The sequence below is a fragment of the Tepidibacillus infernus genome (assembly GCF_048898065.1).
Taxonomy (GTDB): domain Bacteria; phylum Bacillota; class Bacilli; order Tepidibacillales; family Tepidibacillaceae; genus Tepidibacillus_B; species Tepidibacillus_B infernus.
Genome location: NZ_JBLWFI010000001.1, coordinates 244,950 through 263,662, shown reverse-complemented (window position 1 = coordinate 263,662; position 18,713 = coordinate 244,950). Strand labels below are relative to the sequence as shown.

The window sequence follows — 18,713 nt, the reverse complement described above, 5'->3', positions numbered from 1 at the left end:
ACATTGTACCGAAATAGGACAGTATAACTTTTAACGTATGCCAAACTTATCCATTTGCCTGTAAAGAGTACTCCGTGAAATACCAAGATATTTCGCTGCACGGCTGTAGTTTCCTTCACAGAGGCGGATTGAATGAATAAGGGCTTCTCTCTTAATCTCATCTTTTTTTGGAAGCTGTTTGTGAAAAATGCGAATTTCACTGGTATTCATTCCACTTATTTGCAATTCTTCCGGCAAAGTATCTTTTTCAAGAATATTTCGCTTCGTTCTGACAATTGAGCGCTCGAGAATGTTTTGAAGCTCCCTTACATTTCCCGGCCATTGGTACGCCATCAGCTGTTGAATAAACTGTGACGAAATATGGTCTATTGTTTTATCCAATCTGGACGACAATTTGCTTAAAAAATATTTTACCAGCAAGGGTATATCTTCCTTTCTTTCCCTTAATGGCGGCAGCATAAGTGGGATCACGTTCAGTCTGAAAAAGAGATCCTCTCGGAAGCTACCCTTTTTTACCTCTTCTTGAAGATTTTTGTTTGTTGCAGCAATAATCCTTACATCAGCTGGTATCACTCTGTGTCCGCCAATGCGGACCACTACTTTTTCCTGCAACACCCTTAACAATAGAACCTGCATTTCCAAAGACATTTCACCAATTTCATCAAGAAAAAGCGTTCCTCCGTCAGCCAGTTCAAACTTACCAGCGCTCCCCCCTTTTCTAGCACCGGTAAACGCACCCTCCTCGTAACCAAAGAGCTCGCTTCCCAGCAGATCTCTCGGAATTCCGCCACAGTTTATCGCAATAAACGGCTTCTTACTTCTACGACTCTCATTGTGAATGGCCTGCGCAAAAATATCCTTACCTGTGCCGCTTTCACCTATAAGAAGAACGTTTGATTCAGACTTAGCAGCTAGCATAGCCTCCTCTTTTGTACGTAGAAGAGCAGTACTGTTTCCAATAATATCCTCGAAGGTAACCTTTGCCTGGTTTCCTGACAAATGGTTAATAAACTGACGGACTTTATGAAATTCCTTTACAGTGACTAGATTCCCGATCATCCGGTTTTGTTGAAAAATCGGTTTTGAATTAATCAGAACGTGGATTGAATTTCCATTTGGATTGATCATCTTTAATTTCAATTCCTTATCCTGCACTTCTAAACTGGTTTCCACAATTTTGCTGAAGGTTTTATTTGCAAATACATGATTAACTGGCTTTCCGAGCAAATATTCTTCTCGTAACCCGACAATCTCATGAAGCTTTCGATTTGTTTTGATAATAACTCCGTTCCTATCTATGATCAGCATCCCATCTGAAAGAGTGTCGGTTGTTGCTTCAAGAAGACTTTTCATCATTTTATTCTTTTGTGTTTTTTCTTGAATTTCCAGCTGATTCTCTATAGCCTTCACTGTTGAAACAACCATCCCCAGCGTATGGGAATGCACCTTTTCAAATGAACCTGACATATTCAGAACACCTAATATGTTCCCAGAGGTGTCATGAATTGGGCTTGCGGAGCATGTCCAAGGATGACATGATTTTGAATAGTGTTCAGAAGCAAAAATCTGGATTGGTTTATCGATAGCAATAGCCGTTCCTATCGCATTTGTTCCTACATTTTTTTCACTCCAGTCTGCCCCTTCTACAAAATTAATTTTTTCTGCCTTATCCAATGTCTCCGCATCTCCTATTACCTTAATGAGACGCCCGTCCTTATCACAAAGAATGACAAGAAAATCTGAACCTTTTACAATAGAATATAAGCTGTCCATTAATGGGAGGGATGTCTCTATAAGTGAATGGTTATATTTCTGGAGGCGCTGAAGTTCATGTTTTGGAAGCACATCTTTTCCTTTTTCCTGAAATGGATCCACCCCTAGAGAGAGGGACCGAAGCCACGACTCTCTTACTATTTCATTGAGAGCAGGGGCCTGCTTTCCCTCATATACAAATTCTTCCCAAATTTTCTTCAACTGCTCTTTATCACGCAAAAAAATCACCTCCAAATACCCACTATCTTTAGTATATATAAATTTACAGAATTTTTAAATATTTAACTAAACAATTTAAATCGGTATTTCTGTATCTCTGGACATTTATAAATTGTTAACCCGTAAAAAATATTTCATCCCACATCTTCAGAATGGCCTTCATCATAAAAAGGTTTGAATGGACTTGGAACACTCTATCCAACTTTTCAACTGTCCTTGATCCTTCCTTCTTATCCAAAACCTCAGAATAAAGTTCAAAGAATACTTTCATTTCAAATAGGTATTATCTTAAGTCACAAACTCTCCAGATAATTAAAAAATTGATAATAAAAAGTAAAAAAATACGAGAAGCCCATCTTCCTAATGTGTTTAAAGCAGAACCAAACCACAGCATAATCAAATTCCACCTCACGATGGACACCCTTGCATTAGTCTAATGGTTGGTAACTACGTAACTCCCATAGTGGACTTTCACCACCAAGTTAATCGCCATGCATGGCGCACAACGACAAAGTGCTATATCTTTTTAAGATATAGCACTTGTTTTTTTAAGCAATTTTAAATTGGTTGATCAATTCCCGCAATTCTTCTGCCATATAAGAAAGTGACTCAATTGATGAACGTACCTCTTCCATTGAAGCATTTTGTTCTTCAGATGCTGCTGCTACGGTTTGGGTAAAACTTGCATTTCCTTCAATTCCTTTTTTCATTTCTTCTATTGCTGAAATCACCTTAGTTACATATTGTTCCATTGCCTTTGCCGCATTCAATGTGCTATCACTTGTCAACGCAACATGCTGAATCGATGTTAAGATTTCTTCAAAAGCAATATTTACTTTCTCGACAGCAAGAATTCCTTCTTTTACTTCATCATTTCCTTTTGTCATCGATTGAACTACTTTGGTCGTATCTTCTTTGATCTCTATAATCATCCCTGCAATATTTTTTGCTGCATTTCCGGATTGTTCGGCAAGCTTTCTTACTTCATCTGCCACAACGGCAAACCCTCTTCCATGCTCCCCTGCTCTTGCTGCTTCAATGGCAGCATTTAATGCTAATAGGTTTGTTTGATCTGCGATATTGGTAATGAGATCGACGATTTCGTTAATCTTTTGTGAGCGTTCATTTAATCTTGTTACCACGTTCACTGATTGATCTACTGTTTTTCCAATTCCATTCATTTGCTTAATTGTTTCTCTTAGCATATTCATTCCGTTATTTGCTAATGTAGATGTTTTTGCTGCACCTGTGCTTGCATCATTCGCGTTTTCAGTAATATGTACAATTCCTTGTTGGAATTGATCAATAAATTCAGCGGTTTCTTGAACATTGACCACCTGAGTATCTGAATTGGCGGCCATCTCTTGCATGGTGAGTGAGATTTGCTCAGTCGATTGTGTGGTTTGTTCTGTGCTTGCTGCTAATTCTACAGAGGTAGATGCTACTTGTTCGGCATGAACTTGAATTTTTGCTACCATTTGTTTTAATTGTTCTTGTAAATATTCAAATGTACGAACTAAATGGCCGATCTCATCATTATTTTTAATATTGGGTATTTGTTGAGTTAGATCTCCATCTGCCATCAGGCTTGCATGTTTATCTAATAATTTAACTGGAGTAGATATCATTCTGGCAAAAACAATTGCAATGGCAACCGCTAATAAAATGGTGATTAAGGTTGTAATTAATACCAATTGTCTAATGTGATTGACTTTATCGTTATCTATTTGTTGCTGTTCAAAGATTCCCTGTTTAATAATCTCCACATTATTCATCATTTTGTCTGCTAAGGTTTCTGCCATTTTTTTGTCCATTAATGAGACAAATTCTCTAATATCATCTTGTTGAGCAGCCTCAATCATTAGTTTTTCAATTTCATTATAATTTGTATAAATGATCTGTAGTTTTTTAAATTCTCTTTGGTCGGCTTCTGTCCTTAGCTTTGTTACTAATTCATTCAACTTTTTGTGGTTCTCTGTTTTTAATTTTTCAATTTGATCAATTAATCTTTCATCTTTTGTCAGTCCTAGTTTTTGAATGTAAGATAATTCCCTTATAATATTTGATTCTAATTCTTGGGCTTCTATCATTGTGTTCATGTCATTTTGAACAATATCTTCATAGCTTTTTTGGATCTGTATCATTTGATATAATGCAAAAAGACTCACAAAAGCCATCAGTATGACTACCGTTAAGAAGCTAACTAGTATTTTTGCTTTGACTGAGATAAAATTAGTTTTCTTACTTTTAGTCTCGCTATTTTTTTTAGACCCGTTTTTGTTTAATGGTTTACTTGACATTAGCTTGTTAAATCTTTCTTTTAGCTTTAAGTTTGGTAGACTAAATAATTTTTTTCTCACGCCCTGTCCTCCCTTATGTCTTCATCTCTATTTCTATTTCCAAAATTATCTTTAAAAATATTAAATTCTACATATTTTTACAAAATCCTCTTTTAGAGAACCTATAAGAAAATGTTTGTATATTCCATCGCGCTCCGTCATCCGTGCCCTTCTATAAATAAAGATTACGGAGAGAAGGGCACTTCTGAAGGCACACAAAGTGTACAAGTCGTGCTACACAGCTAAAGCTGCTAGTCACGCTATGTCGCAGCTTATGGAATATACAAACCCCTAAATGACAAGTGGAAGAAAGTTATATTTTCTTATTTTTTTAAAAAGAAGAACCTACGAGGTAAAAACCTCATAGGTTCTTATAATAAAGATGTAATTAGTTTAATTTGTTAAGAAACGTTTAAATGAATAAATGGTTGTTTGACGGTTTAGATCAGCAATGGATGTGGTTAAAGGAATACCCTTTGGACATGACTGAACACAGTTTTGTGAGTTACCACAATCGGTAATTCCTCCTTCTCCCATAATAGCCTCTAAACGTTCCTCTGCATTCATTGCTCCAGTTGGATGGGCATTAAATAGTCGAACTTGATTGATCGGGGCTGGACCAATAAATGGTGAATGACTATTTACGTTTGGACATGCCTCTAAACAAACCCCACAAGTCATGCACTTAGATAATTCATATGCCCATTGTCTTGTTTTTTCTGGCATCCTGGGTCCTGGCCCTAAATCATAGGTACCATCAATCGGAATCCATGCTTTTACTCGTTTTAACGCATCAAACATCCGACTTCTGTCAATCATTAGGTCGCGAATGATTGGGAAAGTGCTCATCGGCTGTAAGCGAATTGGTTGTTCTAATTGATCGATTAAGGCACTACAAGATTGTCTTGGCTTACCATTAATCACCATTGAACAAGCTCCACATACCTCTTCTAAGCAGTTCATTTCCCAAACAACTGGGGTCGTTTTTTCCCCCTTAGCATTCACTGGGTTCTTTTGTATTTCCATTAAAGCACTAATCACGTTCATGTTAGGTCGATAAGGAACTCTAAATTCTTCTGTATAGGATGGTTTATCTGGCCCATCCTGACGAGTGATAATTAGATGAATTGTTTTTTCACTCATTTTACTGTCTCCTCCTTCGATACAGCGTAGTTTCTTAATCTAGGCTTGATCAAAGAGACATCTACTGGTTCATAATCAAAAACAGGACCATCAGGAGTATACTTGGCCTTGGTTGTTTTTAGCCAATCTTCATCATTACGATCTGGGAAATCTGGCTTATAATGTGCTCCACGACTTTCATTACGGTTATAAGCTCCCATCGTAATCGCTTGAGCTAATACAAGCATACCTTCTAACTGACGTGTAAATGCTGTTGCTTGGTTACTCCATTTTGCAGCATCATCAATATTGATTTTCTTGTAACGTTCCATCAATTCTAATAGTTTCTCATTTGTTTTGAGTAAGCGGTCATTATAACGTACAACGGTTACATTATCAGTCATCCATTTTCCTAACTCTTCATGAAGCTTATATGGATTTTCATTTCCTTTTAGATTTAAGATATCGTTATATTTCTGCTCTTCTAGTTTCTTTTGGTCTTCAAAGTATTGTTTGGAAACATCGGCAGCAGATTTTTTCAACCCTTTAATATATTGAACCATTTTTGGACCTGTAATCATACCACTATAGATGGCAGATAATAATGAGTTAGCTCCTAAACGGTTTGCTCCATGATATTGGTAATCTACTTCACCTGCTGCAAATAATCCAGGAATATTAGTCATATGATCGTAATCTACCCATAAACCACCCATTGAATAATGAACGGCTGGGAAAATCTTCATTGGTACTTTTCTTGGATCATCCCCAACAAATTTTTCATAGATTTCTAGAATACCACCTAGTTTAATATCTAATTCTTTAGGATCTTTATGAGATAAATCAAGGTAAACTTTATTTTCTCCATCCACACCTAAACCTAAGTCGACAACAACATGGAAAATTTCACGTGTTGCAATATCACGTGGTACAAGGTTGCCATATGCAGGATATTTTTCCTCTAGGAAATACCATGGCTTTCCATCTTTATATGTCCAAACACGTCCGCCTTCACCACGAGCTGACTCGGACATGAGTCGATTTTTATCATCCCCTGGTATCGCTGTAGGGTGAATTTGAATAAATTCTGGGTTTCCATAAATCGCTCCCTGTCTATATACTGCACTAGTTGCGTAACCAGTGTTAATAACAGAGTTTGTCGATTTTCCAAAGATCATCCCAAGACCGCCAGTAGCTAGAAGGACGGCATCAGCAGCAAAGGTATGGATTTCCATGCTTCTTAAATCTTGTGCTACAATTCCTCTTGCTCTTCCTTCATCATCTAAAACAACAGAGAGGAATTCCCAATGTTCATATTTAGTAACTAAGCCTGCAACTTCCCAACGGCGAACCTGTTCATCTGTTGCATAGAGAAGCTGTTGACCTGTTGTTGCACCAGCAAATGCAGTACGATGGTGTTGTGTTCCACCAAAACGACGGAAATCAAGTAAACCTTCAGGTGTTCTGTTAAACATAACTCCCATGCGATCAAATAAATGAATGATTCCAGGAGCTGCCTCAGCCATCGCTTTAACTGGGGGTTGGTTTGCTAAAAAGTCCCCACCATAAACCGTATCATCAAAGTGAACCCAAGGTGAGTCTCCTTCACCTTTTGTATTTACTGCACCATTGATACCACCCTGCGCACAAACAGAATGAGAGCGCTTAACTGGTACTAATGAAAATAAATCAACGTGCACACCTGCTTCAGCAGCTTTGACGGTAGCCATCAAGCCTGCTAATCCTCCACCAACTACAATGATCCTTTGACTACTACTCATGTTCTCGCTCCCCCTTTACCCTAAATTTACTTGTTCGACGTATACTGGATTGACAAAAGCAAATAATGCGGAAACAGCGATAATCGATACTGCTACGAAAACAACCATCCAAACATATGTAGAAATTCTTTGAGCACGTGGTCCAATCGTAATACCCCAGCTTACCAAGAATGACCACATACCATTGGCAAAATGGAATACTGCTGAAATCACTCCAACCAAATAAAAGACAAAAGCCCAATTATTTTTAAGAATGTTAGCCATTAATTCATAATTTAATTCTGTGCCAAGTGCCATTTGAACACGGGTTTCCCATACATGCCAGCCAACAAAGATAAGGGTGACAATCCCTGTCATTCTTTGTAAGAAGAACATTACATTTCGGAAATATCCATAATTGTTTACATTATGTTTTGCTTGGAAAGCCACATAAAGTCCATAAATCGCATGGTATAAAAGTGGTAAAAAGATCAATACCCATTCTAGTACTGCCAAGTAGGGCAAACTTTCCATAAAACCAGCTGCACTATTGAAGGCTTCAGGACCCTTGGTTGCTTGATAATTCACCGTTAAATGAATCAACAAAAATACACCTACAGGAATGATTCCTAATAAAGAGTGCAATTTGCGATTAAAAAAATGCGTTGTTGCCATAATATCACTTTCCCCCCTTTTAAAATGAAAGAAGACATTTAAAACACCCTAGACCTTACCTTAACCTATAACCTTACCCCCTTTTTTTCATTTAACAATCTATTCCCTCTTTAGTTTCAATGGTGAAACCAAAAAAATGAAAATTTTTTGACATTTTCATTGTACGCCTTCATTTTTAAAAGCGTCAAGAATAAGTAGAGTTAGATTAATTGTTTATTTCCCACAAAAAACTGGTTATATCGGCTTTTATTCGCTTTTTTAGAAAATTTGAGAAAAGTTATATAAAGTCTTTGTTCAATCATGTACAAGTTTTAGTCTTCTTAATATTTATTCTTTAGAAATATGATAATTCCTTCAATATAAAAAAATATTTTATTATTCAGAAAATAGTAGAAATGTATATTACATCGAGCTCCGTCATCCATGCCTTTCTATGAAAAAAATGGAACAAATGAAAATCCCTCTTGTAAAAAGAGGGATAAAGAATTGGTATGTTCTATTCATGATCTAATTCAAAAGAACGATGTAATTCTTGTACTCCAGAAATAGCATACTCCTTAGGAACAAGGCAGGAAACCTTAATCTCAGATGTGGTTACCATTTTGATCGGGATATCTGCATTGCTTAAGACCTCAAACATTTTAGCTGCAACTCCAGGGTTAGATATCATCCCAGCCCCCACGATCGAAACCTTTGCTAAATGATCCTCATGACTAATCATTGTACAGGCTCCCACATAACGTTCCAGAATAGCTAACGTATGTTGTAAATCACTGCTTGTGATAGAAAAAGAAACATTGATTTTGTCTTCCCCATAATCACTTGTAACAATCATATCTACATTGACTTTTTCTTTTGCCAATGTAGAGAATAGATCAGACAAAGCATTGATTTTGTTTTCTAAGCCAATAACCTGTACACGGGCAACATCCATATCATAGGCTACACCTGTTACTACCTTTACATGTTCCATACCATGTTCCTCCTTTATTACAGTTCCTTCAACCTGAACCAAGCTGGACCTTACAACCAAATGAACACCAAACTTTTTCGCGTTTTCTACTGCTCTAGGATGTAAAACCACTGCACCTAGATTTGCTAATTCAAGCATTTCATCGAAACTAACTTCTTTTAGCTTTTTAGCCTTAGGTTCTATTCTGGGATCTGTTGTATAAACCCCATCTACATCTGTATAGATTTCACATAGATCAGCCTTCAATGCAGCTGCTAATGCAACAGCACTTGTGTCAGATCCACCTCTACCTAAGGTCGTAATTTCCCCTTCCTCACTTACCCCTTGGAAACCCGCAACGATAACAATCTTATCATTTTTTAGCTCTTGTACTATTCTCTCGGATGATATATCTGTAATCCTTGCCTTACTGTGAACTGATTCTGTCTTTACTCCTGCTTGCCAGCCTGTAAAGGAAATTGCTGAAAAACCTATTTCTTGCAAAGCCATTGCTAACAAGGATATTGAGACTTGTTCTCCAGTTGTCAATAACATATCAAGTTCTCTTGAAGACGGCGTAGACGTGATTTGGTGAGCCATGTCTAGAAGGTCATCAGTGGAATCTCCCATCGCTGAAACAACCACAACTACCTGATTTCCCTGTTCTTTCGTTTTCGTAACAATCTTTGCAACGTTTTTGATTCGGTCAATTGTACCTACTGATGTGCCACCAAACTTTTGAACCACGATCCCCATTTTCTCCACCCTTTCCAACATATTGCGATGTTCTTCTAGTTTCGCAGAATTGTACTTTGTACAATTTAATATAAAAAAACAACAGGAAATAGACTCCTGTTGTGAATCACAACATAAAAGTTTCCCCACCCCCAAATAGTCAAGATAGTTCTCCATAGTTAAATTTGGGATCATTTAACTATGACAGTCCTACACTTATTCAATGTAGACCCAGCTCTACTTCCTGCGAAGAAATAGGCTTCGGCGAAAGTCCCTTTTATCTTTTTTCATCAGATTCGCTTCCTCTAAAAGATGACTCATGAATTTCGCGCCCCTACCTCACTTTAACTAAATATGATTATAGTGAGGTATACTATTAAATTTTGAAGTTATTATATCATACGGTAAAGAAATGTAAACCCTTATTCTTCAGTATTTATTGCTTCCAAAATCGTTTTAGCTAATTTATCGCCAATTCCAATTTTGCGAAATTCCTCAACAGGAGCTTCTTTCATATTCTTTATTGAGCTAAAGTGTTTTAATAATAATTTTTTCCGCTTTTCACCAACACCTGGAACCTGATCTAATTGCGAAGCAAACACCGTTTTTTTATGGGTTTGACGGTGGAACGTAATCGCAAATCGATGAACTTCATCTTGAATTCGTTGTAATAAATAAAATTCCGGACTATTTCTTTCCATAGATACTGGAACAGGTGGATCACCCATTAACAATACTGCTGTTTTATGTCGTTCATCTTTTTTAAGCCCAGCTACTGGAATAAATAAACCAAGCTCATTTTCTAGTACATCAACTGCAGCATTAATTTGCAATTTTCCGCCATCAACGATGACCAAGTCTGGTAGATTTAAACCTTCTTTTAACACTCTTGTGTAACGCCGCCTTATCACCTCTTGCATCGTATGGTAATCATCTGGTCCTTCAACCGTTTTTATCTTAAATTTTCGATAACTCGATTTATCAGGCTTACCATCAATAAATACAACCATAGCGGATACAGGGTCGACACCTTGAATATTGGAATTATCAAAAGCCTCAATACGATGTGGAGTTGCAATCCCTAAACTTTTACCTAAAAGTTCAATGGCTAGACTTGTTTTAGATATATTTTTTTCTTCCATTTTAAACTTCTCTTCTAAAGCAATTCTCGCATTTTCAATCGCCATTTCTACTAATTTTCTTTTTTGACCTCGTTTTGGCTGTTGGATCTTAATTTGTAACCATTCTTCTAACAATTCTTTGTCTAATGATTCTGGCAACAAAATTTCTTTAGGCAATACAGGATTTTCAAAGTAAAACTGTGTAACAAAGGACATAAAATCTTCTTCTGGTACTCCATAATAAGGGAAAATAGAAACATCCCGTTCAATCAGATTTCCTTGCCTCATAAAGAAAACTTGAACACACATCCAACCTTTATCTATATAAAAACCAAAAATGTCTCGATTGACACGATCATTTAAACTAATCACTTGTTTGGACATAATTGCTTCAATATCATTAATTTGATCTCTATATTCTTTTGCGCGTTCGAACTCTAAATTTTCAGCCGCTTTCTCCATTTTTTGCTGAAGTTCTTTTTTTAGTTCTTTATAATCCCCTTGCAAGAAACGGATAATTTTTCGGGTCATTTCTTCATAAGTAGAATGCTCCACCTTAAATTCACACGGAGCCACACATTGACCTAAATGATAATATAGACAAACCCGATCTTTTAGTGTTTTACATTTTCTTAACGGGTATATTTTATCTAAAAGCCTCTTAACCTGCTGTGCAGCACCGGCATTAGGATAAGGGCCAAAATATTTTGCTTTATCATTTAATACTTTGCGTGTCACTTCTAAACGCGGATGTTCGTCATTCGTTAATTTAATATAGGGATAAGTTTTGTCGTCCTTTAACATGATATTGTATTTAGGGCGATATTTTTTGATTAAATGGTTCTCTAAGATTAATGCCTCAATCGCTGAATCAGTGATAATATATTCAAAGTCTACAATATCATTAACCAGCCTTTGGGTTTTTGCATCATGACTCCCAGTAAAATAAGAACGCACACGATTTTTTAATACTTTTGCTTTTCCAACATAGATAACTTGTCCATGATTATTCTTCATTAAATAACAACCTGGTTTATCAGGAAGCAATGTTAATTTTTCCTTGATGTGATCCAATCTTTTTCACCTACCAAATATGAATTAAGTTCTCCCTTCAAGTTCGACAAGTTTATTTTAATACTAACCTATTTTAACGAAGTGTGACTAGAATAAAAATGTTTATAAAACTTGTATGCATATAATAATAAGATCAGACTTCTTTCAAGAAATCCAATGACGACTTCAATCATCGCTAAAGTAATATAGACTTTCTCCATTCGGTTCACCCCCTTTCACTATTAACTAGTGAAGGGTATGTGTCCCTTCTATATGCTTGCTATAAGATTTTGTCTGCCACTTCTCCACTTAGGGGGGTGGCTGCTTTTTTCGGCTTGATGGCGGCTGGCCTGCTTTTGAGAAGAATACCAATAAAGAAATATTAACATTCTTTGTTCAAAAGGGTACTGAATCAATTACAATTGACCCTTCAATTGCAGATTTAACAGGCAGAACATTAGAGTTTCTTGGCAATTATGCAAGGTTTAATTTGAATTACCCTAATATTATCAGGGCAGTAAAATGGTTGATTCGCAATCAAGAAAAGAATGGTTCCTGGTTTGGCAGGTGGGGAATAAGTTATATTTATGGAACCTGGGCTGCATTAACAGGTCTAAAAGCAGTGGGGCTTAGTTCAAATCATCCGACAATTAAAAAAGCCGCTAAATGGCTGTTAGAAATACAAAATGATGATGGCGGCTGGAGAGAATCCTGCAAAAGTGACATAGTAAAACAATATGTTCCGCTTAATGCAAGTACACCATCACAAACAGCCTGGGCATTAGATGCTTTAATTACTGTTTATGATAAGCCAACACCTGCTATTGATCAGGGTCTACAGCGTTTGATCGATTTTGGATCTGAAAATGATTGGCGAAGCTCATATCCTACGGGCGCCGGTTTAGCAGACGTGTTTTATACTAATTATCACAGCTAAAGATATATTTGGCCGCTACTTACTTTAAGCCATTATCAAAATAAATATACCAGGTAAGACCAAAGCTTCAACAGTTGAATTAAACGGATGATTAGGTGAAGCTTCTAAAAAAATTGGTTCATCATGTATATCTTCAGGCCTTATCCCCAGACCACACATAGATAAAAGAATAGCCACATCGAAATGTGGCATAATCCTTTTAATTTTTTGCTCCATTCACGCAAATCATCGGACATGTCAGTCCCGCGTATTTAAGCGGTTTTATAGCATCCGAATATGATCACTTAACAAGAAGCCATTAATGGAAGAGCTCGAAGCGTTTAAATTGGCTGCTTATTACTCTACATTACCATAATACCATTGCTCTCCTGAAGTCATTACCCGATAATGAATCACAATCAGATCATCTTCATTCCAATTAAGGGTGGTCGGGTCCTGTCTGACCAAGACAATGTTCAGGTTTGACCAATCACCGGTATTGACGGAACCTGTACTGGACAGTTCGGAGAGAGGAACGACCATTTCAATATCACCCGTATTGACATCCCACTGCGGGATTGTCATTCCGGAAAGATGTTTTTCAAATGTCCAGCTTCCGTTACTGACATGGAATTTAGCAAAATCTCCGGAATCGCTCCATCTGCTAACCATATATTGCATCGACCGATCCAGATTGCCGCCATATAATCCAGTAGTTAATGATTCGGCTGTACTGTGTTTGAAATCTTCGGCATAAACCGTCATGGCAAAACGGGGAGCCGTATTGTAGCCTGACAAGTGATGACTGGCATTTTTAATCCGTACATATAGATTATTGGCATCATTAGAGACATAGACCTTGGCAATATCTGTGTCATCGGAACCTGAATCAGAGTCACTTAAACGATCATGGTAATACGGGACATTGTTCCATTGAGCCAAATCATTAGCCACCGTTGTCGTAACGTTAATAGATTTATAGGCTCCTGCGTTAAATTGCGGAGGAATGACTCGTATATCCGCTTGATCCTCGTAAACCAATGCGGTAATCACAAACCATGCTCCTGTTACAGGCTCTACCATTGTACTGGGAAGAGGTTTCAATGAAATTCGTGATACGGCCTCTCCCTGGGCCATATAACCAACCGCTGTACGGGAGACAATCCATTTCAGATAATTTAATGCTGTTTGCTTTTCTCCCCGATATAAATGATGCAAAGCTGCATAAGCACTCATTTGTGGCCAGGAAGGTTCATCGCTTAACGCCTCATTCCCTCCGGGACTGTATGGAGAGGTGTAATAGAAATCATCCCCGTCATAACGGGCAATTCCGTAATTATCATGTTGCAGATTGGTTTTTATTTTATTTACGTGACTGTTTGCCCTTGAAGAATTGGCATCTATTACGCCGTAAACAATTAAAGCGTTAGATGACCCGTCTACCAAGGTTCGTGCTGTTCCATTAGTATTGACTGCACGATTATAATAACCATTGTTTACATTCCAAAGCCCTGACGGACTCCATGTATCATCCTTTTGAATATTGGAACGAATCTCACTCGCAGCACCGTTATAATCATCTGCCAGACTATTTAACCCCTTTGCTCTAGCCATATGCTGGGCAGCATCCAATCCTGCCACATACAAGGCTTGAGTAAATGCGTTATATTCAATTTGCTCTTCCCAGATGCTTGCATCTTCCTCACCAAAACCATAAGGGTCAGACCCTAAATTAGACCAGATAAAATCTGCAGATTTTTTGTACTTCGTCCAGATACTATTTAAGAAGGTGGTATCTCCGGTTAATTTATAATGCTGATAAGCACCGACAAGAAAAATTCCGATTGAATCGTGTTCAGGCTCAACAAAGGATACGTAATTGTTAGTCCAATAATCAAAGGTCGTTTTGAAAGTGCCGTCTGACTGTTGCCGATCTTGCAGCCAGTACCAGTATTTCTCCGCCTCATCGTAAAAACCTGCCTGATCGAGAACCATCGCAGTTACGGCCGAATCCCGTGCCCATACTTTATAACCGTAAGCAATCGGATTAGTCGTAGCAGGAGTTGCCCCATAAGTCGGGTTTGTTGCATTCTTAATTGTGATTAAAGCCCGTGTATAGGTTTTATTGATGCCGCCGTCAGCAAAATTAACGGTTTTTCCCTGACTGAGCCAACTGCTGTAAGTATTACTCGTCTGAGTAAACCAATAATCTGCTTTCTGGGATAAAGCACGATCAACCGAATTCTGAGCATTGGTTAAGCTATCCTGAACCGTTGCAACAAAGGAGACGGACACAGAACCTGATGCAGGAATGGTTACCTGATCCTGAAAAGCAACGCTGATATCTACCGCATATTCATCGGAATTATTTTTTACTGTTCCATTGTTATCGAAGGTATACCAAGCACTCACATCGTTTGCTCCCAAGTTGGACTCTGTATCATCCGCCACTTGGTAACCGTCTGCACTCTGGAAAGCACCTAAGGCGACATAATATTGACCTGAACTGGTCATATCGACAAACAGGGTATTTCTTGTGTTGTCATACCATCCATGATGAGTTTGATTCGTACTGCCCTTTGTCACATTATTGACATGGATCTGTTCCAAAAGATTAAAGTTAATAGAGGTTGCATTGTTATTTGTAAAAGTATACTTAGCAATCATAAAGTCCTCATTAGGCACCATGGCAAAATCTTTTTCAACCACAATGGGCAGATTGCTTCCGTTATAATCCAAATATTTGGTTTGAAGAATCCCGCCGTCATCATAATAAGCTTCTGAGGCAAAATTGTGCGGTTCTGTATATTTCACTGCATTGGTTTCATCACGAAAAAAAGCAGAGTAATCATGAATCTGATTCACGGTATAGTCGTCATCAATTCTCATTTCTCCAATTCTTGGACCATAATTTCCTGTATCCGTTTGAGCTAATTCGCTCGCCATCCATATATTTACTGCATCCTTCCAGTTATTCAAGTAGATGCTTGTTACTGACTGATCAGTGGGTAATGTATCTGTTGATGCTTGAGTAATTTGCAATGGAGCAAACAAGATGGAAGTAATAAGGATTACTGTAAGCATAAAGATCCAATACTTATTTTTCATGATTCGATCCATTTTTATCGTCCTCCTATTCTTTTCATACTATTATTGAATGTTAAGATGAAAATCTTCTCCTTCCCATCGATCCACATCATATTCCGGAATTCCGTTGTTATTGTCATCCCAAAGGAAGGTAAAATCAACCGTTGTTCCAGAAGTAAACGGACCAATTGAGATTTCATAATCTAAATTATCATTGGTGCTTCCATTCGTAACAAATGCGGTATCTTGGACATTTTGCCAGTTATTTACTCCCCAATGAACCCATCCGGGAAGCCCAACACGATAAGTAATGCGATAACCTGCAGGAGCAGAAGTGATTTGACGATCAAATTGCCAGATATAGGTTTTATCTAAATCTAAAGAATCCAGATTAATGGCTCCAACATTTGTAGCAGAATACCAAAGTACTATGGTATGGTATCCCTTGCTGAGATTTACCGTTAATTCACCGATCCCCCAATCATCCCAACTTCCTGTATGATTAAATTGAACCGTACCGGCATAATGGCCATCTACAAATACATCTCTTGCTGCATCACTTCCTCCATTTCCATAACGGAAGCTTAATACGTAATCATCATCGGCTGTCGCTTTGACGACAAAAGAAATCCCATCATTCACTTCAGCAAATTGATCAACAAACCCCGAGCCCGTATAACCCGTATGGTCTGTATCAACAGCAACATTGCTCAATATGGCTGTTTCAGCTTCATAGGTATCATTGGCTGGAACATGAAAGGAACGCTTCATGTAAATCATATCCCAGTATTTCAAAGAAGGTACAGTAAAAGAAACATATTTCCCATTACTGTCTGATCCAGTAGTAAAAGCTAATTCTTGGGTTTTTCCAAAATTAATATCCGGTGATGCAACATAAACATTGGATATGGTTTCATCAGTTCCAATATAAACCTTGGTTGTTAAATTACTTTTTTCCACTGGTGCAGATCCGCTGTTTCGCCATTCAGAATCATTTTGCGTAAGGTTAATTAAATGAAAAATGTTATAATCATTATTTCTTTTTTGAATCGCCCAGAGGGTATTACCGCTTCCATCTCCACTTACTGTTTCTCCTTGTATTTGAATAAACTGATTACCCGAATCATTTGCTATAACATCTTGATCAAAGAGTAAATTTTCATAAGCAGTAATAAAATTATAGTGATTTTTTAAACCTTGCTTTAAATCGTTTCTAATTGCTTTACTGGTGTTAGGATAATATTCGTGAGCAAGCATGCGATTATTCTCACCTAGCTCAATATGAGTAGCACCACTTGCTGCAAACGCAGCATCAGCTAATAGGACAGAATGTTTATCAAATGTACCTAAGGTTAAACTGTCTAAGTTAATAGCACCAGTATCAGAGGAATCGTATGCTAAAGTCACTGTATGTGTACCTTGCGTTAAATTTGCAGTATAATAGGTATCATGAGCCCAAGTATCCCAATTCGCTTGATTGGCAAAATATAACGTATCTTGTTTTACCCCATCAATGTATATGCTTCTTGTGCTCGTACCTCCCGTGCTGTTGCCAAAGCGAAATACCAGTGCATATTCCCCATCTTCTACGGCATCGATCGTAAACTTAACTTTATCTCCGTTTTCTGCAAATTGATCAACAAATCCTGACCCTGTATAACCTGTATGATCCGTGTCAACTGCTACATTGGTCAGAACCGCATCCTCCGCTTCGTACCGAGGACCAATATTTTCCTCGTAGTTCATATATGCTGCCAAAACAACGGCCTTATTGCCGCTTAATAAACGAATTTGTTCAATGTAGTTTTTCAAATCGATATAGTTATTCGATTTAAACCATATTTCACTGTATAAAAAGTCTACGTCTGCATGTTGGGCGATATCATTTGCTGCCCATCCGTCTACTGTACCATCAACGATATTAAATGTGATCTGATCTTTGTTGCTATTATTGGAAGTTAAACTGGCCTTTGCTTCATCCAAAAATGGGGAGAAACGCGTGGATAAATCAATAAGATTACCATAATAATCATAGACATTATCTCTTTGTCCCATTTGATCCACATGAATCCCGTCAAATCCTGCTGTATTTACAGCATCTAAATACTCCGGAATGATATAATTCTGCCAGTTTGCATTTTGGGGATCAAATAAATATAGATATTTTCCGCTATTGAAATCAACATCATATTGGTTGGTTGCACTGCTATCTTCATAGATTCCCCATGCAGGATCAATTCCATATTGGGTATAATCCTCTCGAGAAGCATATCCCATAGCATAGGCCATTGCTTTTCCGTTTACATCATGAACGGCACCAATTTGATTCTGAATGGTATCCCATGAAATTTCACGATCAAAAAGATCTAACCACGTGGGTTCTATTTGACCATTTGTCCGTTTGATAAATTTATCATGACGATACATCCAATCATAGAATTGCCATGCATTAATATGATAATCTTGAGCTAAAGTATTAATCTTTTCCTGACTCTGATGCAGAGTTTCATTCGGACTGAATTCAGAAATATAACCATAGCGAGGATATTTCGTCCAATCACTGGATACATCGATTGCAGTTGCTCCACTTGAGGATCCTGCGGTTACATAAACAAAATACCCTTGAAAATCGTTTAATGGAGATGTCCATTGGAAGGTCACTGTCGTCGAGCTTTCTTGAGGTAAAGAGATCAGCTGACTAGAGGTATACACTTGATTTTCTAAATGATATATCGTGAGGTAAACATTATCATTAAAAGCTGTTCCTGAATCGTTTGTCATTTCTACATTTATCGTGACTATTTCACCAGGACTGTATCTAGACTGGTTCGTGTAAACTCTATCAATGATTCCATCAGTTGCGGCATGTGCTTTTTGAATCATTTCTGATGTTAACGCGATCGAAAACAATAATACAAGAATTAAAAACAAAGAAATAAATGAATGTAAACTTTTTTTCAT

Annotated in this window: 11 protein-coding genes, 1 pseudogene and 1 riboswitch; of the genes and pseudogenes, 1 reads left to right on the top strand and 11 read right to left on the bottom strand. The window is 37.6% G+C overall.

What is annotated here, in order from left to right:
* Positions 1–30 precede the first annotated feature (30 nt).
* The 8 genes from TEPIDINF_RS01300 to TEPIDINF_RS01265 all read right to left on the bottom strand — a co-directional run bounded on the left by TEPIDINF_RS01300 (position 31) and on the right by TEPIDINF_RS01265 (position 11,970).
* On the bottom strand, positions 31–1,992 hold the full coding sequence (locus TEPIDINF_RS01300; protein WP_068722974.1) for a sigma-54-dependent Fis family transcriptional regulator: 1,962 nt from the start codon (positions 1,990–1,992) through the stop codon (positions 31–33).
* Positions 1,993–2,540: 548 nt separating this feature from the next.
* Positions 2,541–4,352 (bottom strand): methyl-accepting chemotaxis protein, encoded by a 1,812-nt coding sequence (locus TEPIDINF_RS01295; protein WP_421691211.1) that lies wholly within the window; start codon positions 4,350–4,352, stop codon positions 2,541–2,543.
* 372 nt (positions 4,353–4,724) lie between these two features.
* On the bottom strand, positions 4,725–5,474 hold the full coding sequence (gene sdhB, locus TEPIDINF_RS01290; protein ID WP_068722970.1) for a succinate dehydrogenase iron-sulfur subunit: 750 nt from the start codon (positions 5,472–5,474) through the stop codon (positions 4,725–4,727).
* Positions 5,471–7,234, bottom strand: coding sequence for a succinate dehydrogenase flavoprotein subunit (sdhA, locus tag TEPIDINF_RS01285; protein ID WP_421691210.1), 1,764 nt, complete (start codon positions 7,232–7,234; stop codon positions 5,471–5,473). The genes sdhB and sdhA overlap by 4 nt, the downstream gene beginning before the upstream one ends.
* A 15-nt stretch (positions 7,235–7,249) precedes the next feature.
* Positions 7,250–7,891 (bottom strand): succinate dehydrogenase cytochrome b558 subunit, encoded by a 642-nt coding sequence (locus TEPIDINF_RS01280; protein ID WP_407701940.1) that lies wholly within the window; start codon positions 7,889–7,891, stop codon positions 7,250–7,252.
* A gap of 493 nt (positions 7,892–8,384) precedes the next feature.
* Complete coding sequence (locus TEPIDINF_RS01275) at positions 8,385–9,596, bottom strand: aspartate kinase (protein WP_421691209.1); 1,212 nt, start codon at positions 9,594–9,596, stop codon at positions 8,385–8,387.
* Between the two features lie 137 nt (positions 9,597–9,733).
* Positions 9,734–9,920, bottom strand: a riboswitch (Lysine riboswitch).
* 77 nt (positions 9,921–9,997) lie between these two features.
* Positions 9,998–11,770 (bottom strand): excinuclease ABC subunit UvrC, encoded by a 1,773-nt coding sequence (uvrC, locus tag TEPIDINF_RS01270; protein ID WP_082732328.1) that lies wholly within the window; start codon positions 11,768–11,770, stop codon positions 9,998–10,000.
* A 68-nt stretch (positions 11,771–11,838) separates the two neighbouring features.
* Positions 11,839–11,970, bottom strand: a complete 132-nt coding sequence (locus TEPIDINF_RS01265) for a hypothetical protein (RefSeq protein WP_421691208.1) — start codon at positions 11,968–11,970, stop codon at positions 11,839–11,841.
* A 116-nt stretch (positions 11,971–12,086) separates the two neighbouring features.
* Here TEPIDINF_RS01265 and TEPIDINF_RS01260 point away from each other — a divergent pair.
* Positions 12,087–12,686: pseudogene (locus tag TEPIDINF_RS01260) on the top strand (squalene--hopene cyclase); the annotation flags it as partial.
* A gap of 24 nt (positions 12,687–12,710) precedes the next feature.
* On the opposite strand, the gene TEPIDINF_RS01255 reads toward TEPIDINF_RS01260, so the two are convergent.
* The 3 genes from TEPIDINF_RS01255 to TEPIDINF_RS01245 all read right to left on the bottom strand — a co-directional run bounded on the left by TEPIDINF_RS01255 (position 12,711) and on the right by TEPIDINF_RS01245 (position 18,713).
* The gene (locus TEPIDINF_RS01255; protein WP_068722962.1) at positions 12,711–12,902 is read right to left on the bottom strand and encodes a hypothetical protein; all 192 of its coding nucleotides are present in this window, start codon (positions 12,900–12,902) and stop codon (positions 12,711–12,713) included.
* Positions 12,903–13,022: 120 nt separating this feature from the next.
* Positions 13,023–15,785: a glycoside hydrolase family 15 protein gene (locus tag TEPIDINF_RS01250; RefSeq protein ID WP_068722961.1), complete on the bottom strand. Its 2,763-nt coding sequence runs from the start codon at positions 15,783–15,785 to the stop codon at positions 13,023–13,025.
* Positions 15,786–15,815: 30 nt separating this feature from the next.
* On the bottom strand, positions 15,816–18,713 hold the full coding sequence (locus TEPIDINF_RS01245) for a glycoside hydrolase family 66 protein (protein WP_068722958.1): 2,898 nt from the start codon (positions 18,711–18,713) through the stop codon (positions 15,816–15,818).